This is a genomic window from Thermoactinomyces sp. CICC 10523, from assembly GCF_016055105.1.
In the GTDB taxonomy this organism is placed as follows: Bacteria; Bacillota; Bacilli; order Thermoactinomycetales; family Thermoactinomycetaceae; genus Thermoactinomyces_A; species Thermoactinomyces_A daqus.
This window is the reverse complement of record NZ_JAECVX010000011.1, coordinates 1-16,334: the sequence shown is the minus strand read 5'-3', so window position 1 is coordinate 16,334 and position 16,334 is coordinate 1. Positions and strand designations below refer to the sequence as shown.

The 16,334-nt window shown below is 46.6% G+C and carries 8 protein-coding genes and 1 pseudogene; 8 read left to right on the top strand and 1 reads right to left on the bottom strand.

What is annotated here, in order from left to right; genetic code table 11:
- Positions 1 to 162 precede the first annotated feature (162 nt).
- The 8 genes and pseudogenes from I8U19_RS13155 to I8U19_RS13120 form a co-directional block, all read left to right on the top strand.
- Entirely contained in the window at positions 163 to 558 is a 396-nt protein-coding gene (locus I8U19_RS13155; RefSeq protein ID WP_232337273.1) for an HD domain-containing protein, read from the top strand.
- A gap of 352 nt (positions 559 to 910) precedes the next feature.
- On the top strand, positions 911 to 4,141 hold the full coding sequence (locus I8U19_RS13150; protein WP_198056113.1) for an ATP-binding protein: 3,231 nt from the start codon (positions 911 to 913) through the stop codon (positions 4,139 to 4,141).
- A gap of 14 nt (positions 4,142 to 4,155) precedes the next feature.
- Positions 4,156 to 4,767: a DUF7680 family protein gene (locus I8U19_RS13145; RefSeq protein ID WP_198056112.1), complete on the top strand. Its 612-nt coding sequence runs from the start codon at positions 4,156 to 4,158 to the stop codon at positions 4,765 to 4,767.
- Between the two features lie 19 nt (positions 4,768 to 4,786).
- Positions 4,787 to 8,032, top strand: coding sequence for a DUF1156 domain-containing protein (locus I8U19_RS13140; RefSeq protein ID WP_198056111.1), 3,246 nt, complete (start codon positions 4,787 to 4,789; stop codon positions 8,030 to 8,032).
- 34 nt (positions 8,033 to 8,066) lie between these two features.
- Entirely contained in the window at positions 8,067 to 11,996 is a 3,930-nt protein-coding gene (locus I8U19_RS13135) for a helicase-related protein (RefSeq protein ID WP_198056110.1), read from the top strand.
- Between the two features lie 318 nt (positions 11,997 to 12,314).
- Entirely contained in the window at positions 12,315 to 13,964 is a 1,650-nt protein-coding gene (locus I8U19_RS13130; RefSeq protein ID WP_198056109.1) for a deaminase, read from the top strand.
- Between the two features lie 17 nt (positions 13,965 to 13,981).
- A complete protein-coding gene (locus I8U19_RS13125; protein ID WP_198056108.1) occupies positions 13,982 to 14,377 on the top strand; it encodes an Imm1 family immunity protein in 396 nt (131 codons plus the stop codon).
- A 335-nt stretch (positions 14,378 to 14,712) separates the two neighbouring features.
- Positions 14,713 to 14,931 (top strand): annotated as a pseudogene (locus I8U19_RS13120) (transposase); the annotation flags it as partial.
- Between the two features lie 485 nt (positions 14,932 to 15,416).
- Here I8U19_RS13120 and I8U19_RS13115 read toward each other — a convergent pair.
- The gene (locus I8U19_RS13115) at positions 15,417 to 16,289 is read right to left on the bottom strand and encodes an IS3 family transposase (RefSeq protein WP_255517851.1); all 873 of its coding nucleotides are present in this window, start codon (positions 16,287 to 16,289) and stop codon (positions 15,417 to 15,419) included.
- Between the last annotated feature and the right edge of the window lie 45 nt (positions 16,290 to 16,334).

The following is a 16,334-nucleotide window of genomic DNA, read 5'->3' as shown; positions in this document are numbered from 1 at the left end:
AAAAACGCCTTGGTATAACATTCCGTCTCACCGACTGACAGATGTAATTTAATCAAAGTTGACCAGATACTTTGATTTCAATCAGTTAACAGAAGGGATTGAGGACGAGTATAAAGATTACATCCATGCTTATATTACAAAAGTGTTGGGAGGTTAAATAAGATGGATGTTCAACGGCTGGAGGATTTTTGCCGGCCCTTTTATGAGGAAAAGGATATGATGCATAACTTAGATCATATTCATCGTGTTTTAAAAATGGCGTGTCAAATTGCTAAACCGTATCAGGATCAAATCGATCAAGAAGTCCTGATCGCTGGTGCTTATTTTCACGGAATCATAAACAAGGAAGAAAACCGAAACCAAATCCTCAACTTTCTTGAATCCCAAGGGGTTAATAAGGAGAAAATGCAAGCGATCCTGCAAGCGGCAGAAGGATCTCAGAAAGACTTCATTCCAGAAACATTAGAGGGAAAAATCCTGCATGATGCTCATTTGCTTGAAGGTGGTAAGACCTTTCTCATCGTGAAGTCGCTGATTACCGGTTCTTTGCGAGGATAGTCACTGGAAGAAACCATTCGTATTGTTGAAGAGAAGCTGCTTGATCGTTTCACCTGTGCGCTTCCTGAAAACAAGGCTCTTTACAAAGAAAAAGAAAAGTTTGCAAGAGAGTTGATTCAAGAGTTGAAGCCTTATCTTTAGAGAGGTTTATCTCTAAAGGCAGAAAGAATGAAAAGTTGTAGAATATAGAACTTTTCTTAGCGTCCTTGTGGCGCTTTTTATCTAGCTGGTCTGGAAGAATAGAAAAAATACAAGACAAGAAAGAAACGGAAAAGATAAAATAGAATCAAAGTCAAGATCCTGTAAAAGTTATTTTCCCAATATATATAGATACAAACAAGGGGGACATTATATGATTTCTGTTTTACAGACTTGCCAACCGCGCCCTGAGATATTGGCGGGAACATTTAATCCGGAAGTATTTACTGCTTCGCTCAGCCCGATCATTGATTTCTATCGTACGGGACGTAGCTCAATTGATAATATTTATACCAATGCACAACAGTTTTTTGATGAAGCGACCTATCCCACGCAAGGTCTGAAAACCACATTAACGGAAGTTTTCAGCCGAATTGCAGGTGATATGACAGTTCCTGCAATTCATCGTTTGGAAACGGCATTTGGTGGAGGAAAAACGCATACTTTGATCGCTTGTACCCACATTGCTTATCAGGGTAAAAAACTGGAAGGATCGATAGGAGAAATTCTCGATCCAAATCTTCTTCCTGCACCAGGCTCTGTATCCGTCGTTGGTGTGGCAGGGGATGAAATCCCGGTACATAAGTCAAAAGGGAAAGATCTCATTCCTTATACGCTCTGGGGTGAGATCGCATATCAAATCGGTGGAGAATCTCTCTACAAAGAAGTAGAGGAAGAAGCCACTTCTTATGCCGCACCGGGGCGCACCTATTTTGATAAGGTATTTGGTGGAAGGAAAGTTCTTCTCATGCTGGATGAGTTGGCTCAGTACGCCGCGCGTTTGGAAGCTGCACGACCAGATGGTGCGAACCAATTGGCAGCATTTTTGATGACACTTCATGGTTATGTCCGAAATCATCCTGGGATCGCCATCGTTTTGACACTTGCCAGTTCCACAGATGCATTTGCCAAACAAACCGAACGTCTGGCCGAATTGATTGCGGTTGTTCGAGGAGAAGAAATCACAGAGGATGACGCGGTGGGAATCAGCGAAAAGGCAATCAAGGATATCACCAGCGTGGTGGCACGAGATGCGGTTCAAGTAACACCTGTGCAGGCAACTGAAATTTCTTCCGTTTTAGCGAAACGACTGTTTGTCTCCGTAAATCGTTTGGCAGCAAGAGAAACCGCAGAAGAGTATATGGCGATGTATCGCCGAAACAGTAATCTGCTTCCAGAGGAGGCAGCCAGTGAGCGATTCCGTGATCGGATGGTTGCCAATTACCCGTTCCATCCCACTTTGGTAGATTTCCTAAATAAAAAATTGGCCGAAGCTGAAAACTTCCAAGGAACACGGGGAGTGCTCCGCGTTCTGTCTCTCGCAGTACGGAGTTTGTGGAAAAAGCAGATTGATGTTCCCATGATTCATACCTGTCATCTGGACCTCCGGACCGAACGGGTTGTTAATGAGGTTCTTGGGCGGACGGGGAGTTCCGATCTTTTACTAGTGCTTAATGCCGATATTGGCAGCGTGGACACCGAATCGTTGGACGGAGGACTCAGCAACGCAGAGCGAGCAGATCGGAATAATCCTCATCCAGAGGGGCATCCGCTGTTCGAGTACACTTGGAAAACCGTATTTCTGCATAGCCTAGTGGGCAGGGATGAAGGGATTTCGTCCAAGATTTTCGGGATTACGGAATCGGAGGCATTGTTCAGTGTCTCGTTCCCCGGCATGACGCCGCCCCAGGTCCGCATCGCCTTGGAGGAGATCACAGAAAGTGCCTACTATCTCCGCTTTGAACAAGGAAAATACTACGCCAGCGACGAACCTACGATTAACAGCATCTTGGCGCGCATTCGTAATGGAGTGACTCATTCGCAAGTGAAAGGCTTGCTTGAAGATATGGCACGGAGGATTATCAAGGCTGACAAAAGCGGATTGTTCCATGTCGAACATGACGTTTCCCAACCGGACCATCTGCCGGATGAAAAAGGAAAGCCGATTCTTGGAATTGTGTCGCCCACGGTGGAAACGATCGATATTGAAGCCATGGTGACGATGAAGGGATCAAACCAACCGCGTATGCAACAAAATCTGATCTTCTTGCTAGTTCCTGAAACGGTCAAGATCGGGGAGACCAACCCCAGTCTGGAATTGTTGCCGGGACAGGGAGCCAAGTCGCAGGATGTTCGTCACCGATTGGAGGCCATTGCCCGGCAAGTTCTGGCGATGCAGGATCTGACAAAGAAGCCGCAAAACTTCGGAGTTAATCCGAAGCGGTTGGAAGAGAGTGGCTTCAGCAACCGGAAGGCAGAGCGGGAGCATGCGCTCATGACCGCTGTTTCGGACATCTATACCAGCCTGTATTATCCGTCTACAGCCGGGCATATTGTCCGTAAGGAATTCAAAACAACCGGCGGGGAAAGCGGGGCTTCCTTCATCGAACTGATTCGGGCGGCACTCATCGAAGCCGGAGAGTTACTTACCGAGCAAAACAACAACCGTTCCGACCTTATCAACCTCAGCAAATTGTTTTTTGAACGTGGGGACACAGTCACTGTGGAAGAGCTAAAACATTCTTTTGCTTGTATCCGCAGTTGGCCAGTGCTCGCCAATGAGGGGATTTTGGAACAACTGATTCGCGGTGGAGTACAAAAAGGAGTCTGGTGTGTATTTTGTATGGACTCTCCTGATCAATCACGACCAGACGAATTTTATCACGAGAAAAATGATGTACCAATGGGTGTAAACCTGATGTCGGCCTCATATGCGCTCATCACTCCTCAAGGCGCTAAACGGCGGGGGTGGTTTGATGAGCGGAAGGTTGATCCGGAGGTGTTGAAGCAACATATTTATGAAGTAGTAAATAAGGAAGGAAGCGTAAGTGTTCAGCAGATTGAAGAGATCGTTCAGCAAAACGTAGGAGAAGTGACGCGCAAAGAGCTGGATGACACCGTTGTTTCCTTATTAAAAGCTTCTAAGCTCTATGCCTGCCAGAATAAGGGGGATACTTGGAATAAGCCTGACCTGATCTCAGGTTCAAAAGCATTTCAATATGTCCCGCTGTCCCAGGATGTTTTGGTCACCAAAGCCAAGGCAAAGGAAAACGGCTGGATTGATGATGATCGATCCAACCGCATCCATATTCAAGGGGATGAAGCTCTCGAAAAAGTATTGCCTCTTCTTCGGCGGATGGGTAGTCTCTATAACAAAGGCGGCAAAACAAAGGTCGATTTTCTGGATCTGTATTTCAAAATACCAGCAGGTGGAGCGTTGAGAATTCAGTTGGAGGATGCACCCCCACAAACCATTAAGGCACTGGGAGAATGGTTTGAAGTACTTGATGGAATTGTTAAAAATGGGGAGCAAGCAGAGGTTGAACTCGATATCGCGGATCCGGCCGAAGATTGTCCCTTTGTGAAGGAGTTGAATAAAAAGTAGGTGAGGTAGTCGTTATGGTCAATCAAATCACTGCACAGGACTGGGAACTGGAACGGGACTTTCAGCACCGTATCCTCCCGGAGTTGGATCATGCTCCTTGGGTTCTCCGACTGACGGAGTACAAGGACAAACCAGCTCCTGTTTTGGTTATTAAGAAACGGATTTACACAGGTGACAGTCCTTATGGGGGTGAACAGGCTGAAGGCAAATCGATGCTTAAAGACCAGGGGCTGCTGTATGGTCAGCCCCTGCGCCGCTGTTTGCCAGCTCTCAGAAAGATTCTCAGCAGGGTAAATGATGTTGCAGGAATTCCCTTGGAACTTCAGCGATTTTTTAACAAAGACCGAATTCAATACCGCGGCAACTTGCCTCTGGATGAAGAATCTGGAGCCAAGCTGGCGCTCATTTTCAAATTACAGGAGAGGGTCGCCGATCTGGACCGCGTTGAACTGATCGCATGGCGAGTGGAACGATTTAGCAGGGAAGAGGCTGTCTATTGGTTTACTCGTACTACCCAGTACGGTGAGGCTGCCAGCCGCTGGGCATTGGCCGGTATGAGGATTATGCTTGGCGGCCAACCGGGAGACGAAGAAATCCAACATATGCTGCAAAAACTCCGTAAATAGAGAAATGGGAGAGGAGAAAATGACAACTCAGAACCAAACAAGAGCGGAAGTCCGATTTATTGAAGCGGGTTTTCCCTGTCACCAGGTTGGGGCGGAGACTCAGCGAGAGAGAGGAGCTAGTTCGGCGCTTCCGCCACTCTATTTTCTTCATGTCTGGTGGGCAAGACGGCCTTTGACTCCCAGTCGGGCGGCAATCTTGGGATCACTGTTGCCGGCCGGAACAAATCCGGACTGGTTCCTGCGCCAACTAGGGATAGAAAAGGTGCAAGCGATCGTGAATGGTGTGCCGTGGACACTGACAAAAAAATTGAAAGAACGCGTGAAGTCAGATGAATCCGGAGAATGGCTGCTTGTTGATGATGTCATTTTACGTGCTTATAGAAATGAAAAAGAGAGACGCGAAAAAAACTTGAAGATCATTGAACAGCTGTGTCAAAAAGATCTGGGTCTCAAACAACATCCGGTAATTGTTCGTTGGCAGGAAGAGTCTGTTCCATTGTCTGGATTGCTTCCGGAAAAAGGGATGAAGATTCCTGTTCAAAGAGTGGCAGCAGATCCAGCAAATGTAAATGAGCGTATTGAGTTTGCAAAATCAGATCGAGTGATAAATATACTTGGTAACTCGATCAAGTTGGATGAAGAAGATTTATACGGTTATAGCAGAGCTTATGGACATCATCCTACTCTTATTGAAAGACAGTTTACCGTATTTGACCCAACCGCTGGTGGTGGATCCATTCCTTTCGAGGCTCTTCGTTTGGGTTATAAAGTTATCGCCAATGATCTCAATCCGGTAGCAACTGTGATTCAGTATGCGACATTGGATTACCCTGTTCGTTTTGGTACGGGTCTTCTTGATGACCTGAAAAAGTGGGGTAACAAACTGATTACAACAGTTGAACAAAAACTGAAGAAAGTCACTCCATTTTCTCCACTTCCGGAAAGTGAGAGAAAACGATTAAGAGAACATTGTAAATCTTTCCCGGACTTGATATCTGAATTTGACGGGTTGGAAAAAGATCAAGTAGGCCTTTTGTTTTGTCGTCAAGTCACCTGTCCACATTGTGAAGGAGAAGCTCCTCTCCTAAATACCTCTTGGCTATCCAAAGAGGGAGAGAAATGGGCAGTTCGTATTGTTACGGATGGCAAGGAAAAAAGGGGAATAGTAAAATTTGAACCTTACCGTCTCCAAGGAAAGAAAGGTCCGAATGGAGAGGACCCTGATTTTGCTACCGTAAACAAAGGAGTTGGGCTTTGCATTCACTGCCGCCAGGCAATTCCATCGGAAGAAATCAAAGCACAGGCACGTGGGGAGTCTCCGCGTGGAACATGGAAGGATCGGCTGTACTGTGTCGTGGCAGTACGCTATCAGCCTAAACTGGACAAGGACGGACAACCCCAACGGTATAAAAGCGGTGCAAAAGCTGGGGAAATCAAGATAGAGAAAATCACGTTCTTCCGTGCACCCAATGAGCAGGATCTGAAGGCTTTGGAAGAAGCCGAGTTTCAACTGAAACAACGCTGGGATGAATGGGATCAGGAGGGATTGATTCCGACCGAAAGGTTCCCACAAGGAAATGATATGCGTCCAATAAACTATGGAATGAATCGTTGGTGCGATATGTTTACGCCGCGGCAGCTATTGGGGCAATTGGCTCTGGTTGAGGAGTTAAATCGTCTTAAGCCACAGATAATCGAAGAACTGGGTCAGGAGAGAGGCAAGGCGGTTGTCACCTATCTGCAATTTGTGATTGATAAATTGGTGGATTACAACAGTAAACAGACGCGTTGGCATTACGGACGTGGTGTATTGGTTAATACATTTGGCCGTCATGACTATTCACTTAAGTGGACCTTTGGGGAGATGATCTATACAGGACCTTATTCTGGTCCAGCTTGGGCTTTATCACAGGTTTTAGATGCTTATCGGGGAATTGCAGAATTGGTAGCTCCGCTTCATGAGAAATTACAAGGAGCGCCCCCGCCTGTTACGATTCTCTATGGTACGGCGGCACATACCGGAGTGCCAGCTCGTTCCGTAGATTTGATCTGTGTGGATCCTCCTTATTACAACAATGTCCAGTATGCAGAGCTTTCCGACTATTTCTATGTCTGGCAGAAGCGGACTTTATCGGACCTTTACCCTGATTTATTCGAGCGACGGCTGACCAACAAAACGGATGAAGCCGTGGCCAATCCGGCTCGGGATGGTTCCAATGAAAATGCCGCTCAACGTTATGAAGAACTGATGGGGGAAATCTTCGCCGAGTGTCGCCGTGTACTGAAAGATGACGGGATCTTGACGATCATGTTCACCCATAAAACACAAGAGGCGTGGGAAGCGTTGACACGTTCCTTGATTGAACAGGGTTGGACAATTACCTCGTCGATGCCGGTGGAATCAGAAGCAGGTGAGTCCACGCACCAAAAAGGGATGGCCGCTGCCGCCAGCTCTATTTTTCTCACCTGTCGCAAAAGGGAGCAGGACAACCAAATGCCGACGACCTGGACCGGATTTGGCGGCACTGGCGTTGCGCAGCGCATTCGTACGGCTGTTCGTGAAGGACTGAAAGAGTTTGAGACGCTGAAGCTCAATCCCGTGGATGAGATGGTGGCGTGTTACGGACGGGCGCTGCAAGTGCTGTCAGAGCATTGGCCGGTATTGGACGGAGATGAACTTGTCACCCCGATCCGGGCAATGAACGAGGCCAGTGCCGTCGTGGCAGAGCACCAGATTAGCCGCCTGACGCGCGGACGTCTCAAGGTAGAAGACCTGAACCCGGAAGCGGCGATGTCGTTAACGCTCTACGGCATTTTTGGGCTGAATGAATTCCCTTATGACGAGGCATTGAACTTGTCACGCTCGTTGAACATCGCGCTGGAGATGCGTCCGGCAGGATACAGTGTTCAGAATCGGATGGTTGGAATCAACGACGCCAGCAGGGGCCGGAGCATCCGTGGTACAGATGCGGAAGATAGAGGCTTCCATGCGCCATTGGTACGCAAAGGTTCCAAATTGCGATTGGTAAAACCGGAAGAGCGTCATCCGAAGCGTTTGGCCAATCCCCAGACAGAGTGGGATCTGCTGCATGGCCTGATTCTTGCCTACCGGGAAGGTGATGTTCCAGTCGCTCGTGCATACTTGGCACAACATGCGAAGGAGAAAGGGCAGACCGTCTTGGACCTTTTGGCCGTCTGGACAGCGGAGATGACAGAGGAAGAGCTTCGGCGGGAAGGAGAAGCTATCCTGTTCGGCTTGAGATAAGAATCACCGGCGGATCATAGATAGGAGGAACATCATGACCGAGATAAGAGAGAGTAGGAACAACCAAGGACTGAGATCACGCGAGTGGCTTCTCTCTTACAAGACCTCCTCCACCATGATCGGAGACAGGCCAATCAATATGTTACATGACTTTTACATTCCGGCACTCAGCCGCGCGGTTCGCTATGACCGCGTGGCCGGGTATTTCCGGTCCACTTCTCTGGCAGCCGCTTCCCAAGGATTTTCCGCCTTTGCCAATCAAGGTGGAAAAATGCGCCTGATCGTTGGTGCTGATCTGGAACCGAACGATGTAAAAGCGATCTTACAAGGAGATGCAAAAAGACTGTCGGAAAAGCTGACTGAAGAATTGGAACAGGCGGACTCTTGGCCGGAAGGTGTTCGTAACGGTGTGACATTGTTGGCCTGGATGGTGGAGAAAGGATATCTGGAAGTTCGGGTGGCTTTTCGGCTGCACAAAGATACCGGAGAGCCGATTTCCTTTGATTCGATGGAAGATGGTTATGTTCACGAGAAATGGTTTGTGTTTACCGACGAATATGGGAACCGGATGTATGGAGCCGGATCGCTCAATGAGTCCAAAACCGCACTGCATCTGAATGCTGAGAATATTGATATCCATTGTGACTGGTGGGGAGAAACGGATCGGAAAAGAGTCGATGAAGCGGCTGAATCATTTGAAACGCTCTGGGAAGGGAAAGTTCGTCATATACGCGTGCTGACTCTTCCGGAAGCGGTTCGACGCCGGCTGGTTCGGTTTGCTCAAGACGTGAAAAGGCCGCTGGAAACCGACGGAACCAGCGAGATTCCCGAGCCCTCGACAAAAGCGGAAAAGGTTCAGCCGGATGGAATTCCTTCCGCGCTTGAGCGGCTGAAGTTCGCCGTGTTACGGGATGCACCCAAAATGCCGGGTGGGCGTTATGTTGGGTTGGAAACGGCACCGGTTGAACCGTGGCCCCATCAGATCATGGTTGTGCGTCGATTAGTGGAGAACTGGCCGTATTCTTATCTGCTGTGTGATGAGGTGGGTTTAGGTAAAACGATCGAAGCGGGACTGGCCATTCGTTGTTTGCATTTGGCGGGATGGGCCAAACGGATTTTAATCGCTGCCCCTGCAAGTTTAACCACCCAATGGCAGCGTCAGCTTGCCTCCAAATTATTGTTGTCTTTTGGCCGGGTGATGACACCGGGAATACGGCATCACTATATCTTGCCTGTTGAGGAGGACTTTACTTCTGGTTCGTTTTATGAGCCGAATCTCGTCATTGTGTCAACCGGCCTTATGTCGCGGCGGGAGAGGATCAAGCAACTGGAAATTGCTGAAGAATTTGACATCGTTTTGGTGGATGAGGCCCATATGGCCCGGCGGAAAAACCCTTCCAAGGGAGCAGAGGCCAATCCTCAGTTCGGTCATCTTTATACGACGATTCGGGATCACTTACGGGGACGGACGCGCAGTTTGTGGCTGGCCACCGCTACACCGATGCAGATTCACCTGGTGGAGGTTAGCGATTTGATCGCTTTGACGAATCGGGTGGGAGCATTTCAGTACGATCCTACATTGACCATGAAATATTACGAAATTCTCGGCAGGCTGCTACAAGGCGAGAAAATTGGTTCGGATGATTGGGATTTCCTGCGGCGATCCATTTTGGGAACCCAGCATCAGGATCATAAATATTGGGAGTTTTTGACCGATGTGGTTATCAGCGGTCGGATTCGAAGCGATGCTCGCCAGTGGTTGGAATTTAACCGGGTTCCACGCGGTACCAGAAACCAACAACTGATGTCCCGCTTAATCTTCAGTGCCTCACCCCTGTCCCGGGTCATGCTCCGCCATACCCGTCAATTGCTTGAGATTTATCGGGAAAACGGTGAACTGCAACAGAACCTAGCTAAGAGAGAAATCCGTGATCTTCCTCAAATCCGTTTTAATGCGCTGGAGCGGAAGATCTATGATCAGTTGGAAGAGTACTGCAAAGGTCTGGTGGTACAGATCGGCTCCCAAGAAGAGAACAAGCAGATGATCAGTTTCCTCCTCAGCTTTCTGAGGCTTCGATTTGCCTCCAGTTTATATGCATTTCAGAAAACAATCGAGCGGCGTCTCAAGAGAGTGGAAGAGACGCTTCGGCATCAGTACAAAACCAATGGAGAAGAATATGACGGAAGTGGAATAGAAGATCTTGTCTTTAATGATGAGGTGGAGGAGGAAGACCCGGGAATCACTGACAAACTGTTGAAAAATCGGACGCCTGCTGACCTTCGGTGGGAGCAGGAACGGCTTAAAAAAATGCTCAAAGACATGGAAGAGTTACATGGTCAATCTTCCAAGATGCTGTTCTTGCTTAGCGAGCTGGATAACCGTAGGAACCGTCATACGAGGAGGATTCGCCAAACGGTCATTTTCACCAGATTCTACGATACGCTGGTGGATATCGTTCAGCGGCTCAAAAGAGCCGATCCTGAAATGCGAATCGGGACATATTCCGGAAAGGGCGCGGGTTATTATGATTCTCAAGCCCAAACATGGGTGGACACAGAGCGGGAAGAGGTCAAGGAACGATTCTTGCGCGGTGAAATCGATATCCTTGTCTGCACGGATGCCGCTGCGGAGGGGTTGAACCTTCAGACCGCCGATTTGCTCATCAACTATGATCTCGGCTGGAATCCGATGAAGATCGAGCAGCGAATCGGACGGATCGACCGGATTGGACAGAAGCATGAAGTTGTTTATGTGCTGAATCTCTGTTATGTAGACAGTGTGGAATCCATCGTTTATGGACGCTTGCTTCAGCGGTTGAAGGATGCTAACTTGATCGTTGGTACGCAGCAGCTTGCCTTGCTTCCGGTAGATCCACAGGATTTTCAGGAACTGGCTCAAGGTACGTTAACACCGGAAGAGCTGGAATCCCGTATTCGAGAGCGGATTGAAGAGCAACGTAAACATCTGGCCTATATGGAGATCAATCCCAAAGACTTATATGAGATTTATAAAAATATGAACGGCTTTCATCAGCGTTGGCAAGCTCCGGTCAATCTTCAGTCCATTTGGTCAACGTTAACCGAATCCCGATATCTTCAGGAATTGGGATGTAAGATCTTTGATGAAAATAACCTCATCCTTGAGATTAATCATGTGGATGGAGTACCCGATGGGGCTGTTTTAACGGTATCGAGGGAACTCTATGAGTCAGGTCTCCCTGATGGTAAAACCCGTGTGCATTTTGCTTCATATGGCGACCCGTATTTTGACGCGATCCTTCGTAAAACAGAGAAGATGAAGCTTCCTGGTTGCGTCAGGAGAATCTCAGTAGACATCCCCGATCTTCCTCATGTGGAGATGGTTGGGTATGCGGTTTTATGCAAAAAGGAAGATGGAAGCCGCGAAGTGCGGTTTATCACAAAATGGGATGATTTGAAAGGAATTCGTCTTGCTGAAGGAGAGACTCTTAACGATTCTGAAATTGAACCTCTTCGTCAGCAATTGTACGGTCAAGCACTCGATGAGTTCACGTTTACTGCAGCGGTGAAACGAATCGAGGCCGAAAACACTCGTGCCGCAATGATTCAAGAAATGATGAATTTCTTGACCGGTCATCATCTGTTGGAAGAAAGAGCGAAAATCGTGGGAAGCAAGGCACGGTTCGGCTCAGTCCTTCGCGATGTGATTTCTTTGGTTGAAGAACGTACAGAAGGAATCCATATTGCTGAGATGCCTGGGGATGTGCTGCGTCAAGTAAAGGATGAAGTGCTATTCCCGCTCAATGTTCCCAAATCCGGCCAAAACGTTACGGTTTTGGTACCCCCTCTTTTCTGTCTGACGTCAGTAGATTCTATTAAACGCATGGCGGATCGAATGAAGAGACAGGAAAAAGATATCAAGGTACAAAGAATGATAACCACCTTGAAACGCGAAGCCAGAAATCGAATAGAATCGATTGTTTAGGGGGAGACATGGCTGTAGTCAAAGCAGGCTATAAACTTTCAGCGTTATCGGCACCTTGTCGATGGCGCTTATTATTTTGGTTTATTCAATGTTATTTTCCGTAAAATCATAATGGTGAATAATTCGAAACTTTTAATTTGATACGAAATTATGTATAAAAATAAAGGAGGACCTTTTTTAGCTTAAGGAGGATTTTTGATGCAATACCTCTTAACTGAGTGGCTTTTGCAGTGGATTAGAACTTTTTGTGATAAGCAATGAATCCTGCTTTCCATAATATATTTCTATAAAAATACATAAGCGGAGGGTGAGAGGAATTTGAGGAGATTTGATGTAAGTAAAGTTTTTCAACTCTTCATCATCGTTTTTCTCTTCGCATTTGTTGGCATAAGTATTTTGGGGAGTGGCCAAGGTTTTGCGAATGGGAGCAGCTTTAACGTTCCCCATGTGAATGATCACTTTGAAAAGGTTCAACAAGGACCGGCACCAACGAAGGAAAAGCTGATTACTACGGCTTCATCAAAAAACAACAAACCCAGTCTTTGGGATCGGTTTACTGCCACCTGTAAAGATGTTTGGAATTGGACGAAGCAAACAGCCGTTCTTGCTTGGCAGAAAACCAAAGAATTCTGCTCCAAACACGAATGGCTGGCTGGAGTCTTATTCTGGATGACCGTCATAACCATTGCCGCCAGTTTCTTTAAGGGAGAATGGGATGCGGTTGTTGATACCATCAAAGGAATTTTGGACATGCTCCGTCATCCGATTTTGACATTGCAAAACATCCTTTATGCTTTTCAGCACCCTGTTGAGACAGGCAAGGCGATCTGGAAAGTGATTTCCGAGTCATGGGAACGGGATGTTGTTCATGGAAATGCGAAGACCCGGGCGCATTGGCTTGGTTATGTGGTCGGCCAAGTGGTGTTATCCATTGTCGGTACCAAAGGGGTCGATAAAGTCGCGGACATCGGCAAAGCCGCTGCAATCAGCAGGATAGCCCGGCTCAACGAGGCGGCGAAAGTGAGTAAAGTCGGACGAGCGGCCCGTATTGTCAATGGGATCAACCGGGTCCAGGGAAGATTGCGCAAACTCCATATCCCGCAAACGATCTCCAAAGTAAGAGGAGCAGTTTCCTTATTCCGAAAGACGATCCTTCAGAATAAAGTCGCCGCTTCAATCCTTACTGTTGTGGGTCTCACTACCGGGATTCTAGCTTTTGACCCTGAGGCCATCATCCAGGCGTTTAATAAAATCACGGTTGCCGCTGAGAAATTTGAAGTGAAAACCGCTTTTAAAAAGGCGGAAAAATGTTTTGGTTATCAGACGACTCCAAAATATTTTGCTTCTGTGAACGAGCCGTTTTTTAAATGTTTTTATGCTGCTGATGGTCAGGGCGGCGGCAGTAGTAGTGCAAAAGATGTTACAGCTGCCGAGAAGGATCCTAATATCGTTAACGGAGTTAAAAAGCCTCCTGTTGGATTGGATTATTTTAATCAGGTAAGGGAGCATTTTAACATTCCTGCTAGAACTGGTGACGACGACGATTGGACGGTTGCCGTACTAAGAATTGATGGACGAGAATATTGGAGTAAAAATGGAAAATGGAAACAAAAGGCTCCTGGAGTTGAACCAAACTTTAAAGACCGGGAAGAGTATGCTCAAGTTCGAAAGCTGTTAGGAACGAATAATGAATCTGCAGGTCATGCTGAAGGTATGGCTTTTTACAAAGCTTTGCTTGATAGGCAAAAAGAAGGAATAACGGGTGGGAAAGCTGTATTATATGTTGATAAAATCCCGTGTGGATTTTGTAGAAGAAGTGGTATTAAACCATTAATGAAAGCAGTAAATCTGGATGAGTTAGATTTATATTATCTTGAAAATAATAAAATGCATTTTGTAAAGTTTTATAGAGACCCCAAAAATCCGACCAAAATATTAAATACACCATATCCAACTCTAAATAAATGAAAGAAGGGATATTAGTAATGGAATGGGAGTTGTGTATTGAAGACATGAATCATTTAGAGAACAATCCTGATTGGGATCGAATTTATGAAGTGATAAAGCAAATGGACGGAGAAACCATCACCAACTTTGCATTAGATCCGGTAGATGATGAAGGAGCTTCTTTGCTATGTGGTGGTGGGGATGTTATTAATGGAGAGAAGAGATATAAAGTCGAATACTATTGTGAAGATGGTTCAGGATATTGCCTGATCAACCCGGAAGAACCAGAGGATAAAGAGTATGAATTAACGATCCAAGTTCCAGATGTACAGTTGGCCAAACATTGTGTCAAACAAGAAGACGTTATTAAGGCTTTTGAGTATTTTTATAAAACGGGTGAACGGAATCCGGAGCTGCATTGGGAAGAATATTGAGTTTACATAAAAATCCGGATTCACCACAAGGGAGACTCATCAGGAGAATTTGCAAAAACAGAAAAGTGATAAACCTCCCTTATTACTGGAAAATCAGTCCCGCCACAGCATTTGATTTGTTGCGATGGGATTTTTGTGTTTACGGCTACTGGGACAATTGTCGGATTACGCCGGCAAGCAAAACAATAGATTTATACAGCATTTCGGGGAGGTATAGGCGGAAGAAAGGCAGATATTCCGCAGATACAGGAAAAAGTGAAAGGAGAGCATATTTTTCAGATATCTGGGTAATCAAGTTCATTCAGTCGTTTTTGTATCCAACGAATTAAAAAAAAGGTTGGCTTAGAGAAGCAGAAACATGTGGAATACAGGAGTTAAAAAGCTTTGCTTTAGGGATTCGGCGTGATTTTGACGCTGTGTATGCCTCTCTTAGTCTTGAATGGAGTAATGGGCCGGTTGAAGGACATATCCATCGTTTAAAACTCATTAAAAGACAAATGTATGGGCGAGCAAATTTTAATTTACTTCGCAATCGAATTCTTTATCAAAAATAAGCAACGGATTCAGCTTACATTTTTTTCAAATTTCAAGTACTTGAGAATGATAACAGGCTCCTAGTGATTTCATCAAAAGTGCGGGAGAGCCAAAAAAGTGCAGAGTTCGGCAACCATTTTATGAAGACTGTTTCCTCCGACGAGAATTCCTAGTTTTCAGTAAATTAATTAGCACTTTACATGGAGAAACGGGCATGTTAGGCTGATGTGCCATTGCGTCTACTTGATGGTGGCCGCTTCGCAAAAAAATCATGCCCGTAGAGGCTCCATGTCAAGTGCGGGTGAATTCATCGTACCGGTAAGCAAGAGAGTGGTAAGGATGGATAAATTCAGGGACCATATTAAGAAGATCATGGAACATTACGAGAAAATGGAAGAAAAACAAAATGTACTTGTTAACATTTTTGAAAACTGCCATAGTCCTGATCCCTTCAATGGAATAATGAACTAGCAGTTTCTTAATGAACACCAAAAGTCCAGACATTTTAAGCCGCATTTGAGGTAAAACGTTGACGGAACTCCTTTGGAGACAGGTACCCCAACGCAGAGTGTGGCCGTTCTGCATTGTAGAACCGGATGTAGCGGTCGATGTCTTTTTTGGCTTCCAGGAAGGTGGTGTATTCCTGGAGCCATACGGTTTCCTCTTTCAGAGTCCGGAACCAGCGCTCGATGTACGCATCGGCATCGGGGTTGTTGTAGCCTGTACGCTCTTGCTTGATTCCGGCGTCTTGTAAAGCTTTGACATAACGGCGGCTGGTCATTTGGCATCCATTGTCACTGCGGATCGTCAGGCCACGGCCTTTGACCCCATGAGGAAAACGGTTTTCCAACGCCTGGTTGACAGCAGAAAGAAGCTCATCGGTTCGGCAGAACCGTGAGAAGGAATAGCCCACGATTTCTTTGTCATAGGCATCAATCACAGCAAACAAGTAGCCCCAGCCATCACGTCCACACCAAATCTTCGTCATATCCACTTGAAAATGCTGATTAGAGCCGGTGACCGGGATCCGGCCCGATTGCTTTTTTCTTTTCGCCGTTCCTCCTTTGGAACGGGTTAGCAAACCTAACTCTTTCATAATTCGGTAAACACGCTTGTGGTTAACACGAAGCTGATAGCGCTTGTACAGCCACACTCGGATTCGGCGGTACCCATTGGTCGGAAATTCTCCGCAAAGCTCTTGGATCTTCTGACGAAGCGCCGCTTCGTCAGAACGCTCACGCTTCTTGGGCTCATACTCCTTGAGCAGAGCATATCCGTAGGTGCGATTGATGCGAAGGGCAACCGTGATTTGTGGGACCGAATACCCCTCGCCGTGCAGGATCCGCACCAAATCCCTGGTCTTTACCTTCGGCCCCAGTTCGTCTTTTTTCGGAGAATCTCAATTTGAATCTCCTTTTCACCT